The 20,670-nt window shown below is 63.3% G+C and carries 22 protein-coding genes; 11 read left to right on the forward strand and 11 right to left on the reverse strand.

Features of this window, described 5'->3' with window-relative positions; all coding sequences use genetic code 11:
• Positions 1 to 45 precede the first annotated feature (45 nt).
• The gene (locus IEY31_RS13790; RefSeq protein ID WP_188972963.1) at positions 46 to 309 is read left to right on the forward strand and encodes a hypothetical protein; all 264 of its coding nucleotides are present in this window, start codon (positions 46 to 48) and stop codon (positions 307 to 309) included.
• A gap of 3 nt (positions 310 to 312) precedes the next feature.
• On the opposite strand, the gene IEY31_RS13795 is transcribed toward IEY31_RS13790, so the two are convergent.
• The 5 genes from IEY31_RS13795 to IEY31_RS13815 form a co-directional block, all read right to left on the reverse strand.
• Positions 313 to 1,542 carry a DUF790 family protein gene (locus IEY31_RS13795; RefSeq protein ID WP_188972965.1) on the reverse strand — a complete coding sequence of 410 codons (1,230 nt, stop codon included), beginning with the start codon at positions 1,540 to 1,542 and terminating at the stop codon, positions 313 to 315.
• Entirely contained in the window at positions 1,529 to 2,923 is a 1,395-nt protein-coding gene (locus tag IEY31_RS13800; protein WP_188972967.1) for a DEAD/DEAH box helicase family protein, read from the reverse strand. The genes IEY31_RS13795 and IEY31_RS13800 overlap by 14 nt, the downstream gene beginning before the upstream one ends.
• A 51-nt stretch (positions 2,924 to 2,974) precedes the next feature.
• Positions 2,975 to 4,000 (reverse strand): excalibur calcium-binding domain-containing protein, encoded by a 1,026-nt coding sequence (locus IEY31_RS13805; RefSeq protein WP_188972969.1) that lies wholly within the window; start codon positions 3,998 to 4,000, stop codon positions 2,975 to 2,977.
• Positions 3,997 to 4,284, reverse strand: coding sequence for a DUF3006 domain-containing protein (locus tag IEY31_RS13810; protein WP_188972971.1), 288 nt, complete (start codon positions 4,282 to 4,284; stop codon positions 3,997 to 3,999). Before IEY31_RS13810 ends, IEY31_RS13805 begins: the two co-directional genes overlap by 4 nt.
• A gap of 350 nt (positions 4,285 to 4,634) precedes the next feature.
• Positions 4,635 to 5,783: a transposase gene (locus IEY31_RS13815; RefSeq protein ID WP_188972973.1), complete on the reverse strand. Its 1,149-nt coding sequence runs from the start codon at positions 5,781 to 5,783 to the stop codon at positions 4,635 to 4,637.
• A gap of 520 nt (positions 5,784 to 6,303) precedes the next feature.
• On the opposite strand from IEY31_RS13815, the gene IEY31_RS13820 reads away from it, so the two are divergent.
• From IEY31_RS13820 to IEY31_RS13835, 4 genes are all read left to right on the forward strand, one after another.
• Positions 6,304 to 7,296 carry an NERD domain-containing protein gene (locus IEY31_RS13820; RefSeq protein WP_188972975.1) on the forward strand — a complete coding sequence of 331 codons (993 nt, stop codon included), beginning with the start codon at positions 6,304 to 6,306 and terminating at the stop codon, positions 7,294 to 7,296.
• An 83-nt stretch (positions 7,297 to 7,379) separates the two neighbouring features.
• On the forward strand, positions 7,380 to 7,673 hold the full coding sequence (locus IEY31_RS13825) for a hypothetical protein (protein WP_188972977.1): 294 nt from the start codon (positions 7,380 to 7,382) through the stop codon (positions 7,671 to 7,673).
• 961 nt (positions 7,674 to 8,634) lie between these two features.
• Positions 8,635 to 9,462, forward strand: coding sequence for an alpha/beta fold hydrolase (locus IEY31_RS13830; RefSeq protein ID WP_188972980.1), 828 nt, complete (start codon positions 8,635 to 8,637; stop codon positions 9,460 to 9,462).
• 472 nt (positions 9,463 to 9,934) lie between these two features.
• A complete protein-coding gene (locus IEY31_RS13835) occupies positions 9,935 to 12,010 on the forward strand; it encodes a putative bifunctional diguanylate cyclase/phosphodiesterase (protein WP_188972982.1) in 2,076 nt (691 codons plus the stop codon).
• Between the two features lie 191 nt (positions 12,011 to 12,201).
• Here IEY31_RS13835 and IEY31_RS13840 read toward each other — a convergent pair whose 3' ends face one another.
• Positions 12,202 to 12,477 (reverse strand): DUF3006 domain-containing protein, encoded by a 276-nt coding sequence (locus tag IEY31_RS13840; RefSeq protein ID WP_188972984.1) that lies wholly within the window; start codon positions 12,475 to 12,477, stop codon positions 12,202 to 12,204.
• Between the two features lie 47 nt (positions 12,478 to 12,524).
• Between IEY31_RS13840 and IEY31_RS13845 the strand changes: the two genes are divergently transcribed.
• The 3 genes from IEY31_RS13845 to IEY31_RS13855 all read left to right on the forward strand — a co-directional run bounded on the left by IEY31_RS13845 (position 12,525) and on the right by IEY31_RS13855 (position 14,293).
• The gene (locus tag IEY31_RS13845) at positions 12,525 to 12,917 is read left to right on the forward strand and encodes an SH3 domain-containing protein (protein WP_188972986.1); all 393 of its coding nucleotides are present in this window, start codon (positions 12,525 to 12,527) and stop codon (positions 12,915 to 12,917) included.
• Positions 12,918 to 13,095: 178 nt separating this feature from the next.
• On the forward strand, positions 13,096 to 13,803 hold the full coding sequence (locus tag IEY31_RS13850; protein WP_188972988.1) for an HD-GYP domain-containing protein: 708 nt from the start codon (positions 13,096 to 13,098) through the stop codon (positions 13,801 to 13,803).
• 55 nt (positions 13,804 to 13,858) lie between these two features.
• Positions 13,859 to 14,293 (forward strand): response regulator, encoded by a 435-nt coding sequence (locus tag IEY31_RS13855; protein WP_188972991.1) that lies wholly within the window; start codon positions 13,859 to 13,861, stop codon positions 14,291 to 14,293.
• A 399-nt stretch (positions 14,294 to 14,692) separates the two neighbouring features.
• Here the strand turns inward: IEY31_RS13855 and IEY31_RS13860 are convergent, their stop codons facing one another.
• Together IEY31_RS13860 and IEY31_RS13865 are read right to left on the reverse strand one after the other, a co-directional pair.
• Entirely contained in the window at positions 14,693 to 15,193 is a 501-nt protein-coding gene (locus IEY31_RS13860; protein ID WP_188972993.1) for a sulfocyanin-like copper-binding protein, read from the reverse strand.
• 256 nt (positions 15,194 to 15,449) lie between these two features.
• Positions 15,450 to 15,650 carry a hypothetical protein gene (locus IEY31_RS13865; RefSeq protein WP_188972995.1) on the reverse strand — a complete coding sequence of 67 codons (201 nt, stop codon included), beginning with the start codon at positions 15,648 to 15,650 and terminating at the stop codon, positions 15,450 to 15,452.
• Positions 15,651 to 15,979: 329 nt separating this feature from the next.
• Between IEY31_RS13865 and IEY31_RS18735 the strand changes: the two genes are divergently transcribed.
• The 3 genes from IEY31_RS18735 (at position 15,980) to IEY31_RS13875 (ending at position 18,338) form a co-directional block, all read left to right on the forward strand.
• A complete protein-coding gene (locus IEY31_RS18735; RefSeq protein WP_229723633.1) occupies positions 15,980 to 16,132 on the forward strand; it encodes a hypothetical protein in 153 nt (50 codons plus the stop codon).
• A gap of 377 nt (positions 16,133 to 16,509) precedes the next feature.
• Positions 16,510 to 17,445 (forward strand): AAA family ATPase, encoded by a 936-nt coding sequence (locus tag IEY31_RS13870; protein WP_229723635.1) that lies wholly within the window; start codon positions 16,510 to 16,512, stop codon positions 17,443 to 17,445.
• Positions 17,442 to 18,338, forward strand: a complete 897-nt coding sequence (locus tag IEY31_RS13875) for a ParB/RepB/Spo0J family partition protein (RefSeq protein ID WP_188972997.1) — start codon at positions 17,442 to 17,444, stop codon at positions 18,336 to 18,338. Before IEY31_RS13870 ends, IEY31_RS13875 begins: the two co-directional genes overlap by 4 nt.
• Before the next feature lie 65 nt (positions 18,339 to 18,403).
• Here IEY31_RS13875 and IEY31_RS13880 read toward each other — a convergent pair whose 3' ends face one another.
• The 3 genes from IEY31_RS13880 to IEY31_RS13890 form a co-directional block, all read right to left on the reverse strand.
• Entirely contained in the window at positions 18,404 to 19,372 is a 969-nt protein-coding gene (locus IEY31_RS13880; RefSeq protein ID WP_188972999.1) for a tyrosine-type recombinase/integrase, read from the reverse strand.
• A 74-nt stretch (positions 19,373 to 19,446) separates the two neighbouring features.
• Positions 19,447 to 19,872, reverse strand: coding sequence for a helix-turn-helix domain-containing protein (locus IEY31_RS13885; RefSeq protein ID WP_188973001.1), 426 nt, complete (start codon positions 19,870 to 19,872; stop codon positions 19,447 to 19,449).
• Positions 19,873 to 19,930: 58 nt separating this feature from the next.
• Entirely contained in the window at positions 19,931 to 20,215 is a 285-nt protein-coding gene (locus tag IEY31_RS13890) for a type II toxin-antitoxin system HigB family toxin (protein ID WP_188973003.1), read from the reverse strand.
• Between the last annotated feature and the right edge of the window lie 455 nt (positions 20,216 to 20,670).

The following is a 20,670-nucleotide window of genomic DNA, read 5'->3' on the forward strand; positions in this document are numbered from 1 at the left end:
GCAGTGTGCTCTGTCCCAGGCTGAATTTCACGGTAAGATTTCAGCATGCACCACTCTTCTGCCTGCCTGCTGGTCGTGAGTGTCCCGGCTGGTCACGACGTCGACCCCCAGGCCTGGGAAACGCTGAAGCGGTGCGCCGGGGAAGGTTACGGGGCAGGGGTGGTGCTGGCCTCCCCAGCGTTTCTCCGGGCCGATCCCCCCCTGCTGATGGGCGACTGGAGCGGGCTGAAGGACGAGGCGCTGCGGGAGCTCGGGCCACTGATCGACGCAGCTTTCTTCAACCTGGACTGGCTCGAAGCCGCGATGTAAGCATCAGGTGGTCACCGCGGTCCGCTCCGCCAGAGCGAGCACGTCTTTCGGATTCAAAACGCCTTTGAACCAGACCATCCGGTCCCCGAACTCGCCCGGGTCCACCCCGGCCTTCTCCAGATTGAGCCGCTCGGAGACGCAGACGATCAGATCGGTCCGGCCCGACTTTTTGAGCAAAGCGAACTTTTTTCGCAAATACTCGGGCCGCCAGTAGCCCACGATCTCCACCAGCACGCTGCGCTCGCCATGGACCAGTCGGAAATCCGGCAGGATCACACCGCCCGGGACCGGGACCAGGTCCACCTCTCTTTCGAGTTGCCAAGAGGTCTCCAGTTTCGCGAAGCGCTCGGCGAAGCCCGACTCCAGGGCGCTGTCGTGCTCTTCAGGGGCCTTGTAGTGGCTGACGTAACCGTCCTCGCTGGTGAGCTGGAAAGACCATTCGTCGTCCTTGGGGTCCACCCAGGCCAGATCCCGGCGGGGCTTGAGGGCGGCGCTCAGGTCCCATTTGGTGACGTGGAGGAGGGCGGGCAGGAATTTCGCCATCGCCAGGCCATAGCGCGTGTTGCTGGAGAACAGCGAGGTGGGCCCGTCCAGGGTCAGGGTAAAGCCGTAGTTGGCGTCCCCTTCCACCGTCACCATCAGGCCGAAGAACTTGAGGTATTTCAACAGTTGCTTGTAGCGGGCGGGTTCGTTGCGCCGGGCAGTGATCACCAGCTGAAAGGCGCGGTACAGCGCCCCCTGGGCCTGCGCCAGATCCCAGCGCTGAATCAGGTCCAGGGGTTCGAGCGGTTCGAAGGCAATCAGGGTCTGCTGGTCCGGTAGATCGGCGTACAGCGCAGCGGCAACGTCGTGCGGGTGTAGCGGCGACTCGGTGGACAGGGCGCGGGCGGCCTGTTCCAGAACGGTGTTCGTCCGGTGACGGCTGGGCGGTCCGTCCTGGGCCAGCGCAAAGACCTTTTCCCGTACCGCGGCCGGGGCCAGGCCACCGCCTGCCTCGAACTCCCCGCGCTGCGAGAGCAGGTGGGCCAGACCGCGCACCACCCGGTAATCCGAGCGGCCCGCCTCCAGGTCCCGCAGTTCGTCGTCCAGGTCCGCACGCCGCTTGCCGACATGGGCCCCGAAGACGGCAATCAGGGTCTCGGCCAGCTTGAGGTTATTGGTGGTGGGCTTCAGGCGGCGGGGCTCGAAGAGCCCCGCCTTGATCCGGAACATCAGCAGTTCAGTCGGGAGCATTGATGCTCTCCCAGGACGGGGCCGCCTGTGGTTGCCACTGGCCCTTTCTCTGCTGGCTGACGCGTTCTTCGCTGGTGCCCTCGGTGATCACCTCGTACAGCGTGGCCTTCTTGCCTTTGGCCTTGCGAAGGATCCGCCCCAGACGCTGGATGTACTCGCGCTCGGTGGCGGTGCCCGAGAGCATCACGCCCACACTGGCTTCCGGCACGTCCACGCCTTCGTTCAGCACCCGGCTGGTCACCAGGATGCGGTACGAGCCGTCCCGGAAGCGTTCGAGGACCCCGTGCCGCTCTTTCGTCGGCGTCTGGTGCGTGATGCTGGGAATCAGGAACTCGCGGCTGATGCGGTACACCGTCGCGTTGTCGTCGGTGAAGATCAGCGTGCGCTCGTTCGGGTGATTGACCAGGATCTCCTCCAGGACGCGCAGCTTGCCTTCCGTGCCGTACGCCAGAGATCTCGCTTCCCGGTGGGCCAGCATGGCGGCCCGCCCCTGGGGCGAGCCGCTGGCCATAATGAACTGCTTCCAGCCGTCCAGAGACCCGAGCTTGATGCTGTTCAGGCGCAGGAAGTCATTCCGCTGCCGGATCAAGGTGTCGTAGCGGTCCTGCTCAGCGTGACTGAGCCGCACCTTGATGATGATTTCGCGGTAGTCGGCCAGCGTGGTGCCCGCAAGATCTTCGGGACTGCAGGAATACACCACTGGGCCCAGCAGGGTCTCCAGGTCACGTTCCCGTCCATCACTGCGCTTCAAGGTGGCCGACAGCCCCAGGCGATACGGAGCCAGACTCATCTCCGCGATGACGCGGGTGAAATCAGAAGGCAGGTGGTGGCACTCGTCGCAGATCAGCAGCGCGTATTTCCCGGCCAGGTCTTCAGCGTGGATGGCAGCGGAATCGTAGGTGGACACGAGGATTGGCGTGTCGTCGTGGCTGCCGCCGCCCAGCAGGCCGACGTTGGCGTCCGGAAATGCAGCCAGCAGCCCCGAGTACCACTGTTGTAATAAATCCAGCGTCGGCACGCAGATCAATGCGCTTCTGGGCGTGTCTCTCAACGCCAGCTGGGCCACCAGCGTTTTCCCGGAGCCTGTGGGCAGCTCGGCCACCCCTCTTCGTCCCGCGGCCTTCCAGGCTTTCAAGGTCTCCGTCTGGTGGGCATAGGGGTTGATCTCGCGGGCAAAGCCCAGTTCCAGCTTCTGGAAGTCGGCGGCTTCGTCCTTGAAGGTCAGGCCCGCGGCCCGCAGCCGCTCGACGATCTCGCGGTAGTCCTGGCCCCGGGCGCGGTGATTCTGGCTCCTCGCGTCCCAGGTGAACAGCTCGGCCACCACCTCCGGCACCGCCTTCATCACCAGGGTGCCCCGGTCCAGCCGCAGCGGCGCAGTCATGCCCGCCATGCTACGGGCTAAAGGTCCATTCCATGCTGACGGGGGCGCCAATCACTCGCAGGCGCGGCCGTCCCCGTCGCGGTCCAGCTTGCGGCTGTAGCCCGGCTGTCCAATCAAGAGTGGCGCTTTGCCAGCCGCCCGAACCGCCGCGCAGTTCGGATACGTTACGGAGCTGGGCGGCAGGGCGGGAACACGTGTGGGCGCCCTGGGCACAGGTGCTGCTGGGCGGGTCTGAGGCGTCGTCCCAGTCCCTTTCACAGCACTCAGATTGTATTTCCCTCCCGGCTGCACGGTGACCGTCACCGTGCCGTTGAGGTCCGTGCGGTAGATGGCTGCGCCCACGCTCTTGTACAGGGCCAGCGCTTCCGAGGTGGGATGGCCGTAGTTGTTGGGGCCGACGCCGATGACCACGTTGCTGGGACGCACGGCCCTGAGCCACGCGGGGCTGTCCCCGTTCTTCGCCCCATGGTGGATGGATTTATAGACGTCGATGGGGCCGAGTTTGCTGGCCGGGTACGTCTTCAGCCAGCCCTGAGTTTCGGCAGTCTCGCTGTCGCCAGTCATCAGGGCCCGGAACGCGCCGTACTCGACGAGCAGGCCGACGCTGTTGAGGTTCTGGTCCCCTCTGGGCATGCCGGGGGGTGGGGGCAGGACGGTCACCTTCACGCTGCCGAGGTTGATGACCCGGTCACTGGCCAGCAGGCCCTGGGTCCCCGCGGTCTTGACCGCTGTCGTCAGCTTGCCGAAGGTCTGGGTCGTGGCCGCGATGCCGTTGTTGAGGAAGAACTTCGGCTTGAAGCGCTGAACGGCCGGAATCAGGCCCGTGACGTGGTCCGCATCGCCATGTGATGCGGCCACGACAGCCAGGGACCGAACGCCGTACTGAGTCAGCAACTCCGTCATGCGTTTCTCGCTGCGCCCGCCGTCGTACAGCAGGCTCTGGCCTTCGGGGGCAGTGATCAGCACCGCGTCCCCCTGGCCGACGTCCAGGAAGCGGATGGTCAGCACGCCGGGTAAGGCGGTCTGAGCCAGAGCGCCTCCGCTCAGCAGCGCCGCCAATAAGAGGAGGCGCCTCACAGGTCCAGGTCTCCTGCGGGCGTCTGGGCATTCAACCTATCGAGCGTCCGCTGGCCTAGGGCGTGGCGTCGGTCCGTTTCCTCGTGGTCCACCTCGAGGTCCACGTCGCCGCCCTGAACGTCGAGGCGGACCACATCGCCCTCTTTGACCCCTGTGGGCAGACTTGCCAGGCGCCAGTCCTCGGTGGTGCCGTCCGGCAGCTCCACCCGCGCCATCTTCCCCTCGATGCCGTCGACGGTGACGTAGCTGATGCCCGGGTCCTCGTTACGCTGCTCGGGTGACATGTCCCACGCTAGCGCACGTAGAATGCCCGGTTGACGTCCAGTGTTGCCTCAGGCACGTGCCCCACGAGAGCAGAGGCAAAACACCCTGGATGACTCGGCGGCCAAGGAGAAGTCACAGGCCCGGTCCGCGGCGTGCTCATTCCGGCAAAGTGCAGCCAGCCCAGGGTGGACCAGTTGGGGGCTGCGCGAGGCTCCAGACGCGCGTCCCGGCTCGCCCTCCAAACCCATCATGCAGGTAAGCAGGCAGGTCTCAATGCCAGGTCACTCTCAATCATCTGCTTAAAATGTGTCCCAGACGCTTTCGCCTCGCCAACAGGAGAACCGGGGCGCATTTGAAAGCCGGACAGAATTCATGTTTTTCCAAAAAGTCTGTCCAGCACGGTGTCGGGCGATGCATAACGGTCCCTGTCATGGGCCATTCGGTGGGCCAGGAATGCAGCGGCAAGCCGCTGCACCCCCAACAGCAGCACCTTCTTTCCGGGCGGCCGATTTTTGTGGGGCACATAGCCGCCCAGATGGGCCAGGAGCAACACCGTCGGCTCGTCCAGGTTATCGCTCAACTCAAAGACATAGGCCGCTGCCAGCCAGGCCAGCGCCACCAGGGTGCGCAGCGCCTCAAAGTCCAGCACCCGCACGTCTTCCCAGCCTAACGCAGTTTTGGTCCAGGCAAAGACGTCTTCGATACTCCAGCGCCGCAAGTAGAGCCTGATCACCTGCCCGGCCTCAACGCCGGGCGAGACCGTCAGGCTTGTCAGCAAGGTCCACCCGTGTTCCTCTCCTGTGGGACGGCCAGGGAAGCTCAAGTGGACGACGTTCATACGCAATTTGCCGCTGTCCAGCCACACTTCCCTGGCCCGCAACTCAGTGCGTGTGGGCCGCCACTTGATACGGCCATTACGGACGATGGGACGGGACATCTCAAAACGGTGTGAGATCGGCGCAAGCTGCGCGGCAGCTTGCAGAGGTTGTTCCGTTGCGGTGGGCGTCAGGCGAGTTCGTCGGGTGGTGTGCTGCACGCGCACGACAAAATCAACCTGGAGACGACGCAGACGGCGCAAGATGTTCTGGTCGTCGAAGCCCCGGTCCAACACGAAAATGATGCGTCCCACGGAGGCCGCGCGCAGATTCCGGACGATCTGGCTCAGGGCCTGCAGCACGATGGACTTTTCGCTGAGAAACCCTGGAGCCTGCGTGCTGTACGTCGTGTGGTACACCAGACGATGACGCCCATCGGGCGTCATCCCAAGGGCGTTCAGGGTGTGGTAGCCCGCGACAGGGTGGCCTCCAAGATCCCGCACCGTGTCCAGGTACTCGAGCTTCTGGCTGTGCGGTTTGCGCAGATCGGAACCATCCAGAATGACGATCACCTCGTCCTCGCCCGAGAACGACTGCGCGCCCTGCACCTGCAGACAGTCCGTCAGGGTGTCGGCCCGCAGATGACTCCGCTGGTGCTGGTGGTGAATCAGGCGACGCAGCCGACGTTCGCCGTGGAGAATCATTCCAGTTCCGGGCGTGACTCGGGCCATCTGCCGTAGGCAAGTGGTCCCACTTGCCAGAATGCCCGCCAATGCGTCCTGGAAGCCTTGGAACAGACGCCGATCCCGGAACAGGTGTCGGTAAGGCTGGACGTAGGTATTGAGACACTGGAGATTCGCTGTCCCTGAGGGCGTCATGCCCTGAATATGCACACTTTTGTCCGGCTTTCAAGCGCATGATTTGACAGCGGCTGCATATCGCCCTATATTGAAGGAATCAAAGCGGCCTTTCGGGCCGCTTTTTCCGTATCTTGGTGCGGCCTCATGCTGACGCTGCCCTCTACCTGCTGTCTGATCCTCACCGATCTGGTCTGGGGCATGTGGCCGATGGCCTCCTGGGCTGGCCAGGGGAGGCGGTCCGAAGCCCACCGCATCCCTCGGGAACCTGTGCCTGGAAGTTTGCATAACGACGCACCGCGGCGGTCAGCATGGGCCGCACATGTGACACCGCCGTCAAAGGCATGAGGCTAAGCTGGAGGCATCCATGATTGTCAAAGAGCATCAGGCGCCGCCCACCAGTGACAAGTTCCAGCGCGCCGGGGACGACGCAGAGAGGCAGATGGCGTTCTACCTGCGCCGCGCCTACGGCAGTGACCCCGACGTGCATGTGTTTCACAACCTCCGCTTCGAGAAGGGTGAAGACGCCGCCCAGATCGATCACCTGATCCTCCACCGCAGCGGCGCCGTCATCGTCGAGAGCAAGAGCGTCACCAGCGCCGTGCGGATCAACGAGAGAGAGGAGTGGTCCCGGCAGTGGAACGGCCGCTGGACAGGCATGCCCTCTCCGGTCTTGCAGGCCAGACGCCAGGCTGATTTCCTGCGCTCCCTGCTGGAGGCCCACCGGGAGGAGTTGCTCGGCAAGTTTCTCTTCGGGTTCAAGCAGAAGAGCTTCCGGGCCTTTGTCATTGACGTGGTGGTGGCCATCAGTGACCAGGGCGTTGTGCAGCATGACGGGAAGCTGTCGGATGTGCGCAAGGCGGACCAGGTGCCTGACCGGGTGAGAGAGCTCATCGCAGACCACGTTCAGCTGGCCAAGGTCTTCAGCAAGGATCCTCGGTCGGACACCTGGGGAGTCACGGTCACGCCAGAAGAACTCGTCCGTGTCAGCGCATTTTTAAGGGCCAGGGATACGCCCCGGACTCAGCAGGCCAATCCGGCGGTCCCAGCGCCCGAGGTCCTTCCTGCGAAGGCGGTCAGCGCCGATGCCCAGCCACAGTCCACAGCGGTGTCCGCGTCAGAGCGATCGGCCGTCACCTGCCGACATTGCCAGGGCACGGGCGTCGAGGTGGCCTACGGAAAATATGGGTACTACGTCAAATGTCTCGAGTGTGAGGGCAACACGCGGATTCAACTGACCTGCCCCGCGTGCCAGGGGAAGGCCAATATTCGCAAGGCGGGGGCCGAGTTCTTCGCAGAGTGCGCGGAGTGTCAAACCAGCTCCCTCTATCACCGGAACCCGCCTGTCAGTCGTGCCTGAGACGGAGCGCATTGATCGACGGCTGGAATCTGGCAGAGGACAGTAGAACGTGGAAAGCGCGGTGCTCTCTTGGAGGGAGGAAGATGGATGATGGCCGCGCGATCCTCGCCACCCTGCTGCGCCATGAGGCGAAATCCAACTCCTACAAGTTCGCGCTGGTCCGGGCCCTCAATGACCTGGCCCTGCTGTATCCAGGGCCGAGCGGTCAGGGGGGCATCATTCCATTGCGTCTCGTGGCCGAGCGCTGGCTGGTGTCGTACTGGACCTTCGTGGGCGACGGGCCGATCTATCAGGGTCCACGGCCCAGACGCGCGGTAGGAACCGTGCAGGACCTGAGCTTCCGGGAGGCCCTGACGGCGCTGCGCGGCGCCTGGTAGGAGTGGACGAGCACCAGCAGTGGGCCAGCGGATGGAGTGCTGCTGCTCGCCGCGTTTCAGGTGGGCCGCGGCAGCCTGCCCGAGCCGTTGCAGCGGCTCACGCAGGCGACGATCTCCGCCATTGCACACGCGGTGCGGCAACCTGTCAGATATGCGAGGAAGGGGGCGCGCACGCGCTGTTCGGCCTGCCTGCCCCGGCCGGGACGCTGAGCGGTCATCCCCTTCCCGGCACGCGCCCGGCCGAGCCCGCTTTCACGGTGCCTGCGGCGCTGTGGCGGACGTTCCGTGACCTGTCGTTGTGGGTGGAGGCCCTGTGTCTGCACGAGTGGAGCCTGTACGTGGAACGGGTGACTCAGGATCTGGGGTTCAGTCGATTTTGCACAGGAGGAGTTAAGCCTCGATCATAGGAGGCACAACCATGACCCGCCGCAGAATCTTCAGTACCTGAGATCTTGCAGTTTGCGTTCATAGCCGTAAAACGCTGTCCAGGACAGTTCTAATGCTTGCACTCTCCACTTCAAGCTCAGCAAGACGCACCAAACCGCAGCAGTGGAGCCGAACTCGACTCGCGAGTTCGCCCCAATCTGGCCAAGGAGAGGTACGACGTCCTGATTCCACATCCTCCAGGTCCTGAACATGGCAGAGCAGGAAACTCAGTAAGCACAAACAGCAGTAACGCAGAACACCGCGTCGGGTGTACTGCCCAAACCGGTGGAGTCCGAATCGACTTTTCAACGTTTTGAACAGGTTCTCCAGGCTCAGGTCAAGTGCCACCATCAGTCGTCTGCTTCGTCAAGCCCGAAGTCTGAGCAGTGACCGATCCGAGCGTACCTCTGGAGCGGCGTTTTAACGTTCCCCGGTAAGCGCGATGCAGCGCACTCCACCTCCCGCCAGCGGGAGGCTCAAGTGGTCTTTACGTGATCGGGCGTGCAGCCACACGGCACGCCCCGAAAGTAAGAGGATGACTTCGCCCACTCCTGCCACTGCTCCGGGCCACGCCGGTGCTTCGCTCCACCACATCCGGCGCGGCCAGGGCAAGCCGCTGCTGTTGATCCATGGGCTGGGCAGTTCTTGGCAGACCTGGGCGCCGATTCTGGCCGGACTGGAGGCGCAGCGTGAAGTCATCGCCGTCGACCTGCCCGGCTTCGGCCACACCCCCCCGCTGCCCGGTGAAGTGAGCATCGCCACGCTCGCCGACGCGCTGACCGATTTTCTGACGCGCGAGAACCTCCTGGGCATCGACGCGGTGGGCACCTCGATGGGCGCCCGATTGGTACTGGAACTCGCACGGCGCGGGGGCGTCCTGGGAGCGGTGGTGTCACTTGATCCAGGTGGGTTCTGGCAGGGCTGGGAACGGGGCTTTTTCTACAACACGGTGGCTGCGTCCATCTGGCTGATCCGTGCGCTTCAACCGGTCATGCCCGCCCTGACGGCTTCTCCCGTCGGCCGCAGCGCCCTGTTCGCCCAGTTCTCCTCGCATCCCTGGGCTTTGGCACCGGAACTCACCCTGACCGAAATGAGGAGCTTCGCCGCCTCGCCGTCCACTGATGAACTGCTGCGCAACCTGGCGTTCGGCGAGGGGCAGCAGGGGATCCCCCGGGGCCGGTTGGAACACCCTCTGGTGATCGGCTGGGGCCGCTGGGACCGGGTGTGTCTGCCAGCACAGGCCTCGAGGGCTCAGGAGGCCTTTCCTGACGCCCGGCTGCATTGGTTCGACCACAGCGGCCACTTCCCGCACTGGGACATGCCCGCACAGACGCTGCGGCTGATCCTGGATACGACAGCCTGATAGGGCCGCCGGCTGTTCTGGCAACTAAGTACTCCAGCTGCGATGCATACGGCGCTTCTCTTGGTTCTTGCGCAAGGACAAAGTCGATGGAATCGAAGAAGCCTGCACAACTACAACTGGAGTACTCAGTGAGCTGCTTTTGATCTCGGCTCCTCGGAAGGCAGGATGAGCCATTTTGTTTCCGTTGTCAGAAACCCGCCATGCTTGAACGAAGAGAATAAAAGCGATGATCTCCCGCATGCCAAGCAATCTTCCGCGGGTGGTATTGTTTCTGCTCCTTGGCGGAATGGGACTGCACTTGCTGTAGCTCCTGATCGGTGGACCTTCCTCAGTCTGGCGCTCTGCCATTGCCAATCTGAGCTACCTACCGCTGTATGGCCTCAGTGCTTGGTTGGCCTTCCATGCGGCCAGCCGACACCGTCCGGCCGCAAATTCGTGGAAGTGGATCGCGGCGGGGATCACCTCCTGGGGCATGGCCAGCGCGGTGTATTTCCTGATCGACTCTGTGCTTCACCTGAGTGTGTTTCCCTCACTGGCCGACCTTTTTTACCTTTTTACCCTGCCCTGCATCGGGCTGGGGATCATCAAGTTACGGCGTGAAGCGCAGGGCAGACTCAACCGCTTGAGCATCCTGCTTGACACAGTGCTGGTGGTCCTTATGATCGGCGAGGTGTTGTGGGCCGCCTCGGTATCGTCCATCATTGGCAGTTATCCTGGGCAGCCATTTACCCTGGCTGTCGCGTTGGCCTACCCAGCGGTAGACCTGCTGTTGGGTGCCGGTATGGTCACTCTGGCGCTCTGGCGTCCGGTAGATCTCCGCCGGGGCGAACTGCTTCTCCTGGCGGCAGGGATGGGCTCTTTTCTCATTGCAGACATGATCTACGCCCGTCAAGTCAGCCTGGAAACATACCAACCAGGGACGCTCCTTGATGCTGGCTGGACACTGGCCGCTGTCTGCTTTGGCTGGGCAGCGTACTCAAGCAGCCGCGCCGAGCGTCAAACTGCGGGCTTGACCCTCTTCCTTTCAAAGGCGCTGGACCGCTGGATAGCGCTCTTGCCGCATTACGCTGTGCTGACCGTCTTTGCCTTTTACCTCTTTTCGCGGCTTCTGGGACCTCCGCTCAGCTCCCTGCAAGCAGCGGTGCTGCTGGTCATTGCCGCCTTATTCATCCTGAGACAGGTGCTGGTTCTGGCCAACAATCAGTACCTCCAATCCAGCCTTGCCCACCGCGCGGACCACGATCCTCTGACCGGCGTCCGCAACCGAAGTGACCTCGAACTCCGATTACAGCAGTTGATTGATGGCAATCGCCGAACGGGCCAGCCAGCCGCCGTCTTGTTCGTGGACCTCGACCGCATGAAGCTGATCAACGACACATTCGGCCATTCCGTTGGTGATCTGGTGCTGCGCGAAGTGGCGGCGCGGTTGACCAGCGACGTGGGTTGCGTCAGCAGCGTGACGCGGTTTGGCGGTGACGAGTTCGTGGTGATCCTGTCGGCGGTCCAACACCCCACGCAAGCGGCGTCCATTGCCCAACAGCTTCTGGAAGCCTTGGCGCAGCCTTTCCAGGTCGTGGGCGAAACCGTCAATCTCACAGCCAGCATCGGCATCGCGCTTGTTCCCAGCGACGCGACGACGGTGGCTCAGGCGATCGAGAAGTCCGACAAGGCCATGTACGATGCCAAGCAGGACGGCAAGAACAGCTGGCGCTTCGCGGACGCAGACCTCAACATCACGCACGTGGCCAAGGCGAACATCGAAGTGCAGTTGCGTGGCGCACTCGAACGGGGCGAGTTCGCGCTGCACTTTCAGCCGCTCATTTCGCTCAACACGGGCGCTGTAGAAGGATTTGAGGCCCTGCTGCGCTGGTTCTCGCCGGTCCTTGGGCAAGTTTCCCCGATGACCTTTATTCCCGTCGCGGAGGCCCGAGAGATGATGAGCGGCATCGGCCGCTGGGTTTTGCGAGCCGCCCTGAAGGAAGCGCGGGGTTGGCGCGATGAGGCCCTGCCTGACAGTTATGTGGCCGTGAACGTATCGGCCGCCCAGTTCGACGCGCCCGATTTTGTGGCCGACGTGATGGCGGCGCTTCAGGACTATGCCCTCATCCCCTCAGCGCTCACCCTCGAGCTGACCGAAAGTACCGTTCTGGCGAATATCGACAGTGCGAGAAGCAAGATGATGCAGCTTAAAGCGCTGGGAGTACGGATTGCACTGGACGACTTCGGTATGGGGTTTTCAAGTCTTGGACAGTTGCGGTACCTGCCGGTCGACGTCCTGAAGATCGACCGGGTGTTCGTCAAGGAGCTTCGGAAAGACGATGCCGCCTTCGTGCGCGCCATCGTGGCACTGGGCCACAGCCTGAACCTGGCGATGGTCGCCGAAGGCGTCGAAGATGCCCAGACAGCGAGACGCTTGCGCACCCTAGGATGCGATGTGGGGCAGGGATTCTACTTCGGCCATCCGATGGACATCTCAGAAGCGGTGAGGGCCATCAACACCTCAAAACATCGAGAGAAACCCAGTCTCAATCTTAAGCTGACGCTTTGACGGTCTGACACACGACTGATGGCGAAGAACGAGGCGCCCGCCGTCGTACAGCAGGCTCTGGCCTTCGGGGGCGGTGATCAGCACCGCGTCGCCCTGGCCGACGTCTAGGAAGCGGATGGTGAGTACGCCGGGTAAAGCGTTCTGAGCCAGAGCGCCCCCACCCAGCAGCGTCGCCAGCAGGAGGAGGCGCCTCACAGGTCCAGGTCTCCTTCGGGCGTCTGAGCATTCAGGCCATCAAGCGTCCGTTGGCCCAGGGCGTGGCGTCGGTCCGTCTCCTGGTGATCAACGTCCACGTCACCGCCCCGCACGTCAATGCGGATTACGTCGCCCTCCTTGACCCCTTGGGGCAGACTTGCCAGGCGCCAGTCCTCAAGGGTGCCGTCTGGCAGTTCCACCCGCGCCAACTTCCCCTCGATGCCGTCGACGGTGACGAGGCTGACGCCTGGATCTTCATGCTCTTCGGCCATACCGCAAAGTAGCGTACGTCAAAGGCAACCCTGTGTCAGATTGCGCCATGAGAAGACAATTGACGTTCAGCGCGGCGGCCCTGTTCTTTCTCTTCCTGGCTCCAGCCCAGGCCCACCGCAGTGGCTGTCACCGCTGGCACTCGTGCCCCAGCGACAGCGGCTCTTACGTCTGCGGTGATCTAGGCTACACCTCAGGCTGCGGGATAACCCAGCAGGTTAGACCCGTATCGATTCCCGCCGCCGCGCCGCCCGCCGATGACGTCATCCGCTACACCACCACCAATCTCAACCTGCGGGCTGGGCCGGGAGCGGAAACGACGAAAGTAGCCACGCTGGGGAAGGACACACGGGTCCGGATGCAGTTCTGTGCATCCGGCTGGTGCAAGGTCAGCGCAGCGCAGGGCGTCGGCTACGTCTCCCAGAAATATTTGAGGCGCTGACGTTCGCCACTGCTGAGAGTGCGCACCGAGGACGTGCACACCCCCGCCACCCTGACCGCGCTGCTGCAGCCGCATCTGGGAACCGCCGAAGGTGCTCTAGTGCATGTCTGACCTTGAGCTCGGTCTGGACCGCGGCCCGGTCAGAGCGCTGTGAGGCCCGCGCAGCCATGCTGGGGGCATGACGTGGGACGGGGTGCAGCGCGTGATCCCTGTTGACCTGGGCGCCAGTGACGATGATCTGATCCAGGCCCAGGTGCGCCTGACCGAACGTCTGGCGGCCATCGAGCGGGCCAGCGAGGTGCGTGAGGCCGAACTGCGGGTGCTGGGGGTGGCCCTGGAGCGCCGGGACGGCGAGACCAAGGGCCACACGGACCGCGTCGCCGCACTGGCCACGCAACTGGCCGAGGCGCTGTGCTGGTCACCGTCTCAGATCCGGGCCATGCGCTGGGGTGCGTACCTGCACGACATCGGCAAGATCGCCATCCCTGACGAGGTACTGCTCAAGCCTGGCCGGCTGACCGCCGACGAGTGGACGGTGATGCGCTCGCATGTTGAGGAAGGGCTGCAGATCGTGGCTGCGCTGGGCGAACTACCAGAAGTCACCCTGCAGGTGGTGCGTGATCACCACGAGCGCTGGAACGGGCAGGGCTACCCGGCGGGCAAGGCGGGCCATGAGATCAGCCTGGCGGGGCGGTTGTTCGCGCTGTGCGACGTGTACGACGGCCTGATCAGTGAGCGGCCGTACAAGGCAGCCTGGACGCATGAGGCGGCGCTGGCCGAGATTACGGCCCGGGCGGGACAGCACTTCGACGCGGTGCTGACCGGGGTGTTCGTGGAACTGCTGGACCGGAAGAAAGAGTCAGCCCGCAGGCCTGGTCTGCTCTGAGGCGACACGCTCGGTCTTCGCCCCATGGCATGAAGAACGCTTTATTCTCCTCTTGATGACGGCAACCCGACATTACCTCCTGGTGGACGACGCTCCACAAGACCGCTTTCTGGCGCAGGAAGCGTTTGAGCAGCTGTGCCCGGAAGGCGTGTTGACGTGCGTGGGGAGCGGTATGGAAGCGCTGGACCTGCTGCGCAGCCCGGGGTTTCAGCCGGATGTGATCCTGCTGGACCTCAACATGCCCGGCATGAGCGGCTTCGAGCTGCTGCGCGTGATGAAGGATGATGCCCGTCTGGCCCACATCCCCGTGGTGATGCTGTCGACGTCCAACGCTCAGCAGGATGTGAACGAGGCCTACGTCCTGCATGCCAGTTCCTATGTTGTGAAATCTGCCAGCTTTGCTGGCTTTCTGGAACAGCTTGAAAGGATCTTGCACTACTGGAAACTCAGCCGCACCGTGCACGACGAGGCTTTCGAAGCGAACAGCTGAACAGCGCTGACCGGCGGGCTCTTTCCAGGTTCAGGGCCAGCACTTCGTCTTCGGCGAGTGGAAGGGCTGGACCGGGCGGAAGAGTCAGCCGGCCGGCCTGGTCTGCTCTGAGGCAGCGCGCCCTTCCGGGCACGGCTCCACGAATTCCACGTCCAGCCAGTACTGGGCCTCGTCCCACTGTGCCGGGTTCAATTCCGCACACCACGCGGCCCAGGCGGCGGCCCTGGCCTCTTCATGGCAGTCCAGGTAGTCAGCGAGAGCGATTGAGGGTCAGAATAGTGCGGGGCGAAATGGAAAAAGCCCCCACTTGCCCAAGCCGAAATGTCAGGGGCGGGGCAGGTCATAGGGGGCGCTTCCGATTCAGGCTCAAGACCAGGAGGACGTCTCTCCCTTCTGCCATTACTTGTAGGCCACGGCCTTGGCGCCGTTGACGACCTGCATCTTCACGTACATGCCATTCTGCGCGTGTTTGCCAACCCGGCACAGAATGAAATACGTGCCCGGACGGTTGGCCATGAACTTGGCGGGAGCCGCCGTGGCACCGGCGGGTGGGACGATGCTGGTCGCTGCGTCGGGGAAGGCCAGGCGAGCCGTCGCAGGGTTGGCTGGCAGCGTGCTGCCGGCGATCACGGCAAAGTCATGCGGCATGCGGCCCGCGTTGTTCAGGTTAACTTCCACGGTCCACCCGAGAGGCACGGTCAGGGTCTTTTCGCCTTTGGCGTCCCCGTTGTAATTCAGGCCATTATTGTTCATGCCGTGGCCAGCCACGAAGGTCACCCGCACCGTTTTATTGGCGCTGTCGGCCTTGATGGTTGGTGGCATGTCCATGCCTGTCATGGGCGCCGTGGGCGTTCCGGAGGTCTGAGCAAGGGCGACGGAGGCAAGCAAGAACGCGGCCATCACTGGGCTTCTCATGGTGCCCTCTATTGTGCTCCTTGAAAATGAAAGCCAAAGTGCTTACCTTACATCCCTCTAAAACTGTATCTGAGATATCAACAACGTCTCTGTATTGAAAGTATGGCCGAAGTCCGCCAGCATTCACGGTTCCAAGTTCAGCTGAAGCCAGCGCCGGAGCGTGGCCGACGTTGGCGCGGGCAGCCTGGGTCGAGGTGTCTTGAGGTCATGGCAGCAGGGTTCAGATGCCTAAGTGGGCCCTCTACTTACCCCAGACCCGCCAGGCCACAGCCGCCACGGCAACTGAGGCCATCAGCAGCGCCAGCGTGAAGGCGCCGGTGTCGTTCATGGTGCTGTTGAGTGCCAGTCCGCCGCCCGCACACATGCAGGTGAAGATGGCCACCCAGGCAGGCCAGCGGTCTCCAGCTGGGTCCAGTTCGTCGTCCATCATCTTGCTGGGCATGTCGTGATCTGCTGGTCCTGCAAGGCCTGCCAGTTCTCTACTGGTGCCAGCCAGTTCTGCGTATTCTCTAGCCACGCCGCAGCGTAGTGCAGAGGCCGGGACACAATACATCAGTTTGTTTTTGTGCGCGCGGAACAAACGATAAAGGCCCTCAGCTCATGCCGGAGCCTGAAACTGGGGGCAGTCAATTGCTTGTCTTGTCCGTTACTTCAGCGGCAAGATCCCTGGCACGCTGCCCTTGCTGGCGCGGTAGCCGATCAACACAGGTCTACGTCAAAGTTGGCGGGGTGGGACACTGGTTGTGGCGAGCCGCTCTGGAATATGTGGACGTGCTGGAATTTCTTCTTCAGGTGCGCCGTGACATCGCGGCGGCTAACTTCTATCTCGTCTGCCTGCTGAACGGGTACGGCATCCTGGAGGCTGTTTGCCGATCGGCGCTGGAGCCATGGGGCGGTTATCTAGGAACTGAACGAGTGTCATAACGCGGAGCACGGGAAGGTCCGTTCCATCGCCGCTGCAACATCAACATGACAGCAGAGCCAAGCCAGCTTTAGACCGGAGCTGCAAACGCAGGAATTCATCGCGCAGCACATCCGGATCTTAAACATTCACCGCTATACCTGAACGACAAACCCTGTTGCCCGCAGACGCCACAGCACTGTTGCTGTGGCGAAAGGCGCCCCAGCAGCCTTCGGAAACGGTCCAGACCCAGCTGAAGACCATTGATCAGCATGTACCTCCGAGACGTCTTGTTCACGAGGCAAGTCACTGGGGAACAACGTTGTTCCCCCTCTCCTCTCCCCCACTGTCTTTTGGGCAAAACGTTGCGCTCGTACCCTGGATTGAGCAAAATACAGACATGAGCGCAAAACCCAAACGGTCTATCCCCATCAGTACTGCGCACACCCAGCTCGGCCAGCAGGTGAAGAATTTGCGCCCAGGCGAACCCGTCACCCTGGCGCGGCATGGCAAACCTGTCGCCGGGCTGGTGTCCATTGAGGACTTGCAGACCATTGAAAGTGGCGCGCAGAACACCACCGTTCTGATGGCCTTCAATCATGCGGGCGGCGCGGCCAAGACCAGCAGCGTGCGCGATATCGGGTACGAACTGACGGAGCTGGGCTACCGGGTGCTGCTGCTGGATATCGATCCCCAGGCCAACCTGACCACGTGGCTGGGCGTGCACGACGCGCCGGTCGAGCGCAGTCTGCAGCCGGTGCTGGAGGAGTACGCGCCGCTGCCGGAGCCGTACCGGGTCCACGGCATGGACCTGATCCCCAGCCATCTGGCACTGGCGCGCACAGACGCCCGGCTGCCGGGATACACAAACGCCGAGGGCCGTCTGCGCTCGGCCATCGACGCCGTCCGTGCCAGCGCAGCCTACGATTTCGTGCTGATTGATCCGCCGCCGAGTTTGGGCAAGCTGACTGCCAACGCGGCGAACGCGGCCGACTGGGTGATCGTGCCGGTGCCCGCCCGCTACAAGGGCCTAGTGGCGCTGGACGGCCTGCGCGAGATGCTCGGTGAATACACGCGGACCAACCCGCGCCTGCGGGTGGCCATGTATCTGGTCACCCAGATGGAGAACACGGCGCACAGCAAGGAGACGCATGAGGTCTTCCAGCAGGTGCTGGGTCCAGAGCTGGCAGGACCGCTGACCTACCGCCCCGCCATCTACAACCGCTGCCAGCCGATCGGGGAACCAGTGGGCGTCAATGCCCCGAATTCGGAGGCCCGGCGTGAGGTTCAGGCCGTGGTCCAGACGCTGCTTTCCCGCATCGGGCATAGCGCATGAGCCGCAAGCTCAGCGCCGGTATGCAAGCTGCCCTCAAGCGCACGCAGGCCGTTCACGAAGATATCCAGAGTGTGCAGCGCAGCCGTCCGCCCATGCAATACGTGGCGCTTGAGGACCTACGGCCCTCGCCCTTCCAGGCGCGAATGGACCTGCATGATCTCGATAGCCTGGCTCAGGACATCGCAGCCAACGGCGTCCTGCAACCCCTGCTGGCCCGGCCTTTGCCAGACGGTCTGGAGCTGATCGCAGGCGAGCGGCGCTGGCGGGCGGCCGGACGCGCGGGTCTGTCCGAGGTGCCGGTGATCGTGCGGGACGCCACGGACGAGCAGGCGCGGCTGTACGGACTGCGCGAGAATCTGGAGCGCCAGGACCTGAACGCCTATGAGGTGGCCAGCGTGGCCCTGACCCTGATGGGTCTGAGTCTGGGTCAGTCGCCGGAGCAGGTGAGGTCACAGCTCACGGGCCGGGGAGAGCCGTCGGCCGAGGTCAGCGCCGCCCTTGAGGAGGCGCTGGGCGTCCTGGGACGGGATTTGACGCGTCTGAGCTTTGCCAAGCACTACCTGCCGCTCCTGGACTTGCCCGCGGAACTGCGGGCGGCCATTCAGCGGGGCGCGCCCTTTAATGCTGTACGACTGCTGCGGCGGGCGAGCCGTGACCAGCAGGCCGAGTGGCTGCCCCGGGTCGAGTCCGGGGAGTGGGGGGTGCGCGATGTGGAGGCCGCGCTGCTGGCAGGACGGAGTGCACCGACGCCCCTGGAACAGGGTGACCTGGCCCAGGAGACACGGCGGGTCTTGAAGCTGGCCGCGCCGCGCCGGGTGGAGGCGCTGGACGCCCGTAAACAGACTCGACTGAGGAAATTGTTGCAGGAGGTTGAGCAGCTTCTCAAGGAGTAACAGGGGAGAGGGGCGGCGCAACGTCGGTTACGGGACAGCCACGCCCGAGGGGTATGCCTGTACCCTTACCAGTCACCCACGGGCTTCTTGCGGCCGGCCCGCGCGTAGTCCACGTAGATCTCGCTGCTGTCGACGGTGCGGTGGCGCAGGTGGTCGCGCACGGCCAGCAGGTCCCCACTTTCGCTGTAGATCCGGGTGCCTGCGCTGTGGCGCAGCCCGTGTACTTCGCGGCCTCCATAGCGTACCCCTGCCTCCTGGCACAGCCGCCTGAGGGCGTTCTCCACGCTCTGACGGGTATGGATGCTCAGCACCTGAGGGCCATAATTGGGCGTCGCGGCCAGCCACGTGCGTAGCGCCCTGACCGCAGTAGGGGAGAGGGCCACCTCCTGACGACGCTGCCGCTTGCCAGTTACCGTCAGGTAGGGTTCGGGCGCGTCTAAATGCAAGTCCTTTCTCAGCAGCGTCGTCATCTCCGTCGCCCGCAATCCCACGTGCGCGCCCAGGACGACGATCACCGCGTCCTGAACTCCCGCATGCCGGAGCAGCAACGCCACATCCTCGGTGGAGTAGGGTTTGCGCTTTTCCCACCGGGGTACTGGATCGCTGGCGGCCCGCACGTCCAGGAAGGGCGCTGCCTCGCAGGCCCCGGTCCAGCGGAGGGCCGCGTACAGGGCCTTGCCCGCGCTCAGGCGCACGCGCACGCTGCTGGGGGCCAGGCCCGCGCCTTCCAGGTGCCGGACGTACCGGAAGCCCGCGTTTGGTCCGGGACGGAGCAGACTGACGCCTGCCGGACTGGCCCAGGCCAGAAAGGTGTCGAGGCCCGTGCGGTAGGCCTCCAGGGTGTTGACGCTCACGCGCGCGCCCCGCCCCCCGCGCGTCACCAGATACGCCTCGAGCAACGCCCATAATCCCTCGGCGTCTGTGTCGCGGGCCGCCCGCAACGCGGCCTTCTTCAGGCTATCCGGATCCAGGTGAGCTACTCGGTCGGCGCGGCCCTGGAGGTCGAGGTTGGCGGCCATCAGCTCCAGGCTCATGGCCGCATGGTACACGCAAGAAAAGAAAAGGCCTCCAGATGAGTGAAGGCTGGGATGGATAGGCTGCGCGCTGTTCAGCCGAGGAAAACAGTGGGAGGCACTTTGAAGATTTCAGCTAATTGCTTGATCAGGTCCGTGGTGTAGGCCACGCGCCCGTGGATCAGGCGGCTGACCGTGCTCTGGTTCACTCCTAAACGCGTGGCCAGCTCCTGCTGCTGGACACCCTGCTGGTCCATCAGAAAGTCGAGCATGTCGCCCGGCTTGCTGGCCGGGGTCGGATAGGCCTCGGCCTCATACTCGGCGATGTGCTGGATCAGGGTGGCATACACGGCGGCGAGTGGGTGCCGGGCGTCGCCGCCGATCAGGTGGCCCATCTGTTCTTCTGCATTGAGGGCAAACTCCAGATGTTCGTCGCTCCTGATAGGCCCCAGCAGGTTGCGGGACGCTTCCGGGAGTTCAGCCAGGGCGGCCACTGCGCGGTCAATCTCACTGTGTTTCATGATTGTGCGTACCTCCTCCAAGGCATTGCCCATCTGGAGCCGCTTTTCCGTTCGGCTTTCACGGTTTCCAGCGGTCGTACTCCGAATGCCTCATGAACTCCTTGACCCTAATTTTTCTGAAGGTGAAATCCACGGTGGTGATCAGACGGAAGTGATTTCCTTTGATGTTGAACACGATGTACTCAGGCCCAACCCAGCTGGCAGTGGGAAAGACGGCCCGCACGTCCGCGAACGAAGTGAACTCCGCTTTGCTGGCAAGGTCGAACCAGGCAAGGAGGGCGACATGCGCTTCAGGGTATTGGGCTGCGAATTGGAGCAGCGTCTTTTTCGCGAGCACGTTCATCCCGCTTACAGTCTATGCGCTTCTTGCATCTTATGCAAGAAGCGCATGTCGTGGAGAGTTGGGAAAGATTTTTCGGGCTGAGGCTGCGGCTTGTGCCTAATACCTGTTATGCCAACGAATCTGATCAAGCCTCAACCTTGAAGAACCTTCCTCCCAAGATCCACTGTCAACCTTCACCGACCATCACCCAACTCCACTCGCAGTTCGCGATCCGAAATACCTCCACGTCCGTCCACACGGTCTGATCCTGCAAGTAAGTCCGTGGCCCTCAGCCGCAGCAACGGCAAACCCGACATGCATCTCGCCAAAACGGTGGCCGCCAGAGCCAAGTGCAAACCGCAGTTGCTCAGCCACCGGCGGTTGAGCCTCAATGCAGCGCTGGCAAGGACATGGGCACCTCGTGAGCGAAATCACGGTATGCTGAGCAGGTCCCGGAGGTCACCGAGCATTTGACC

This window comes from Deinococcus aerolatus, assembly GCF_014647055.1.
Taxonomy (GTDB): Bacteria; Deinococcota; Deinococci; order Deinococcales; family Deinococcaceae; genus Deinococcus; species Deinococcus aerolatus.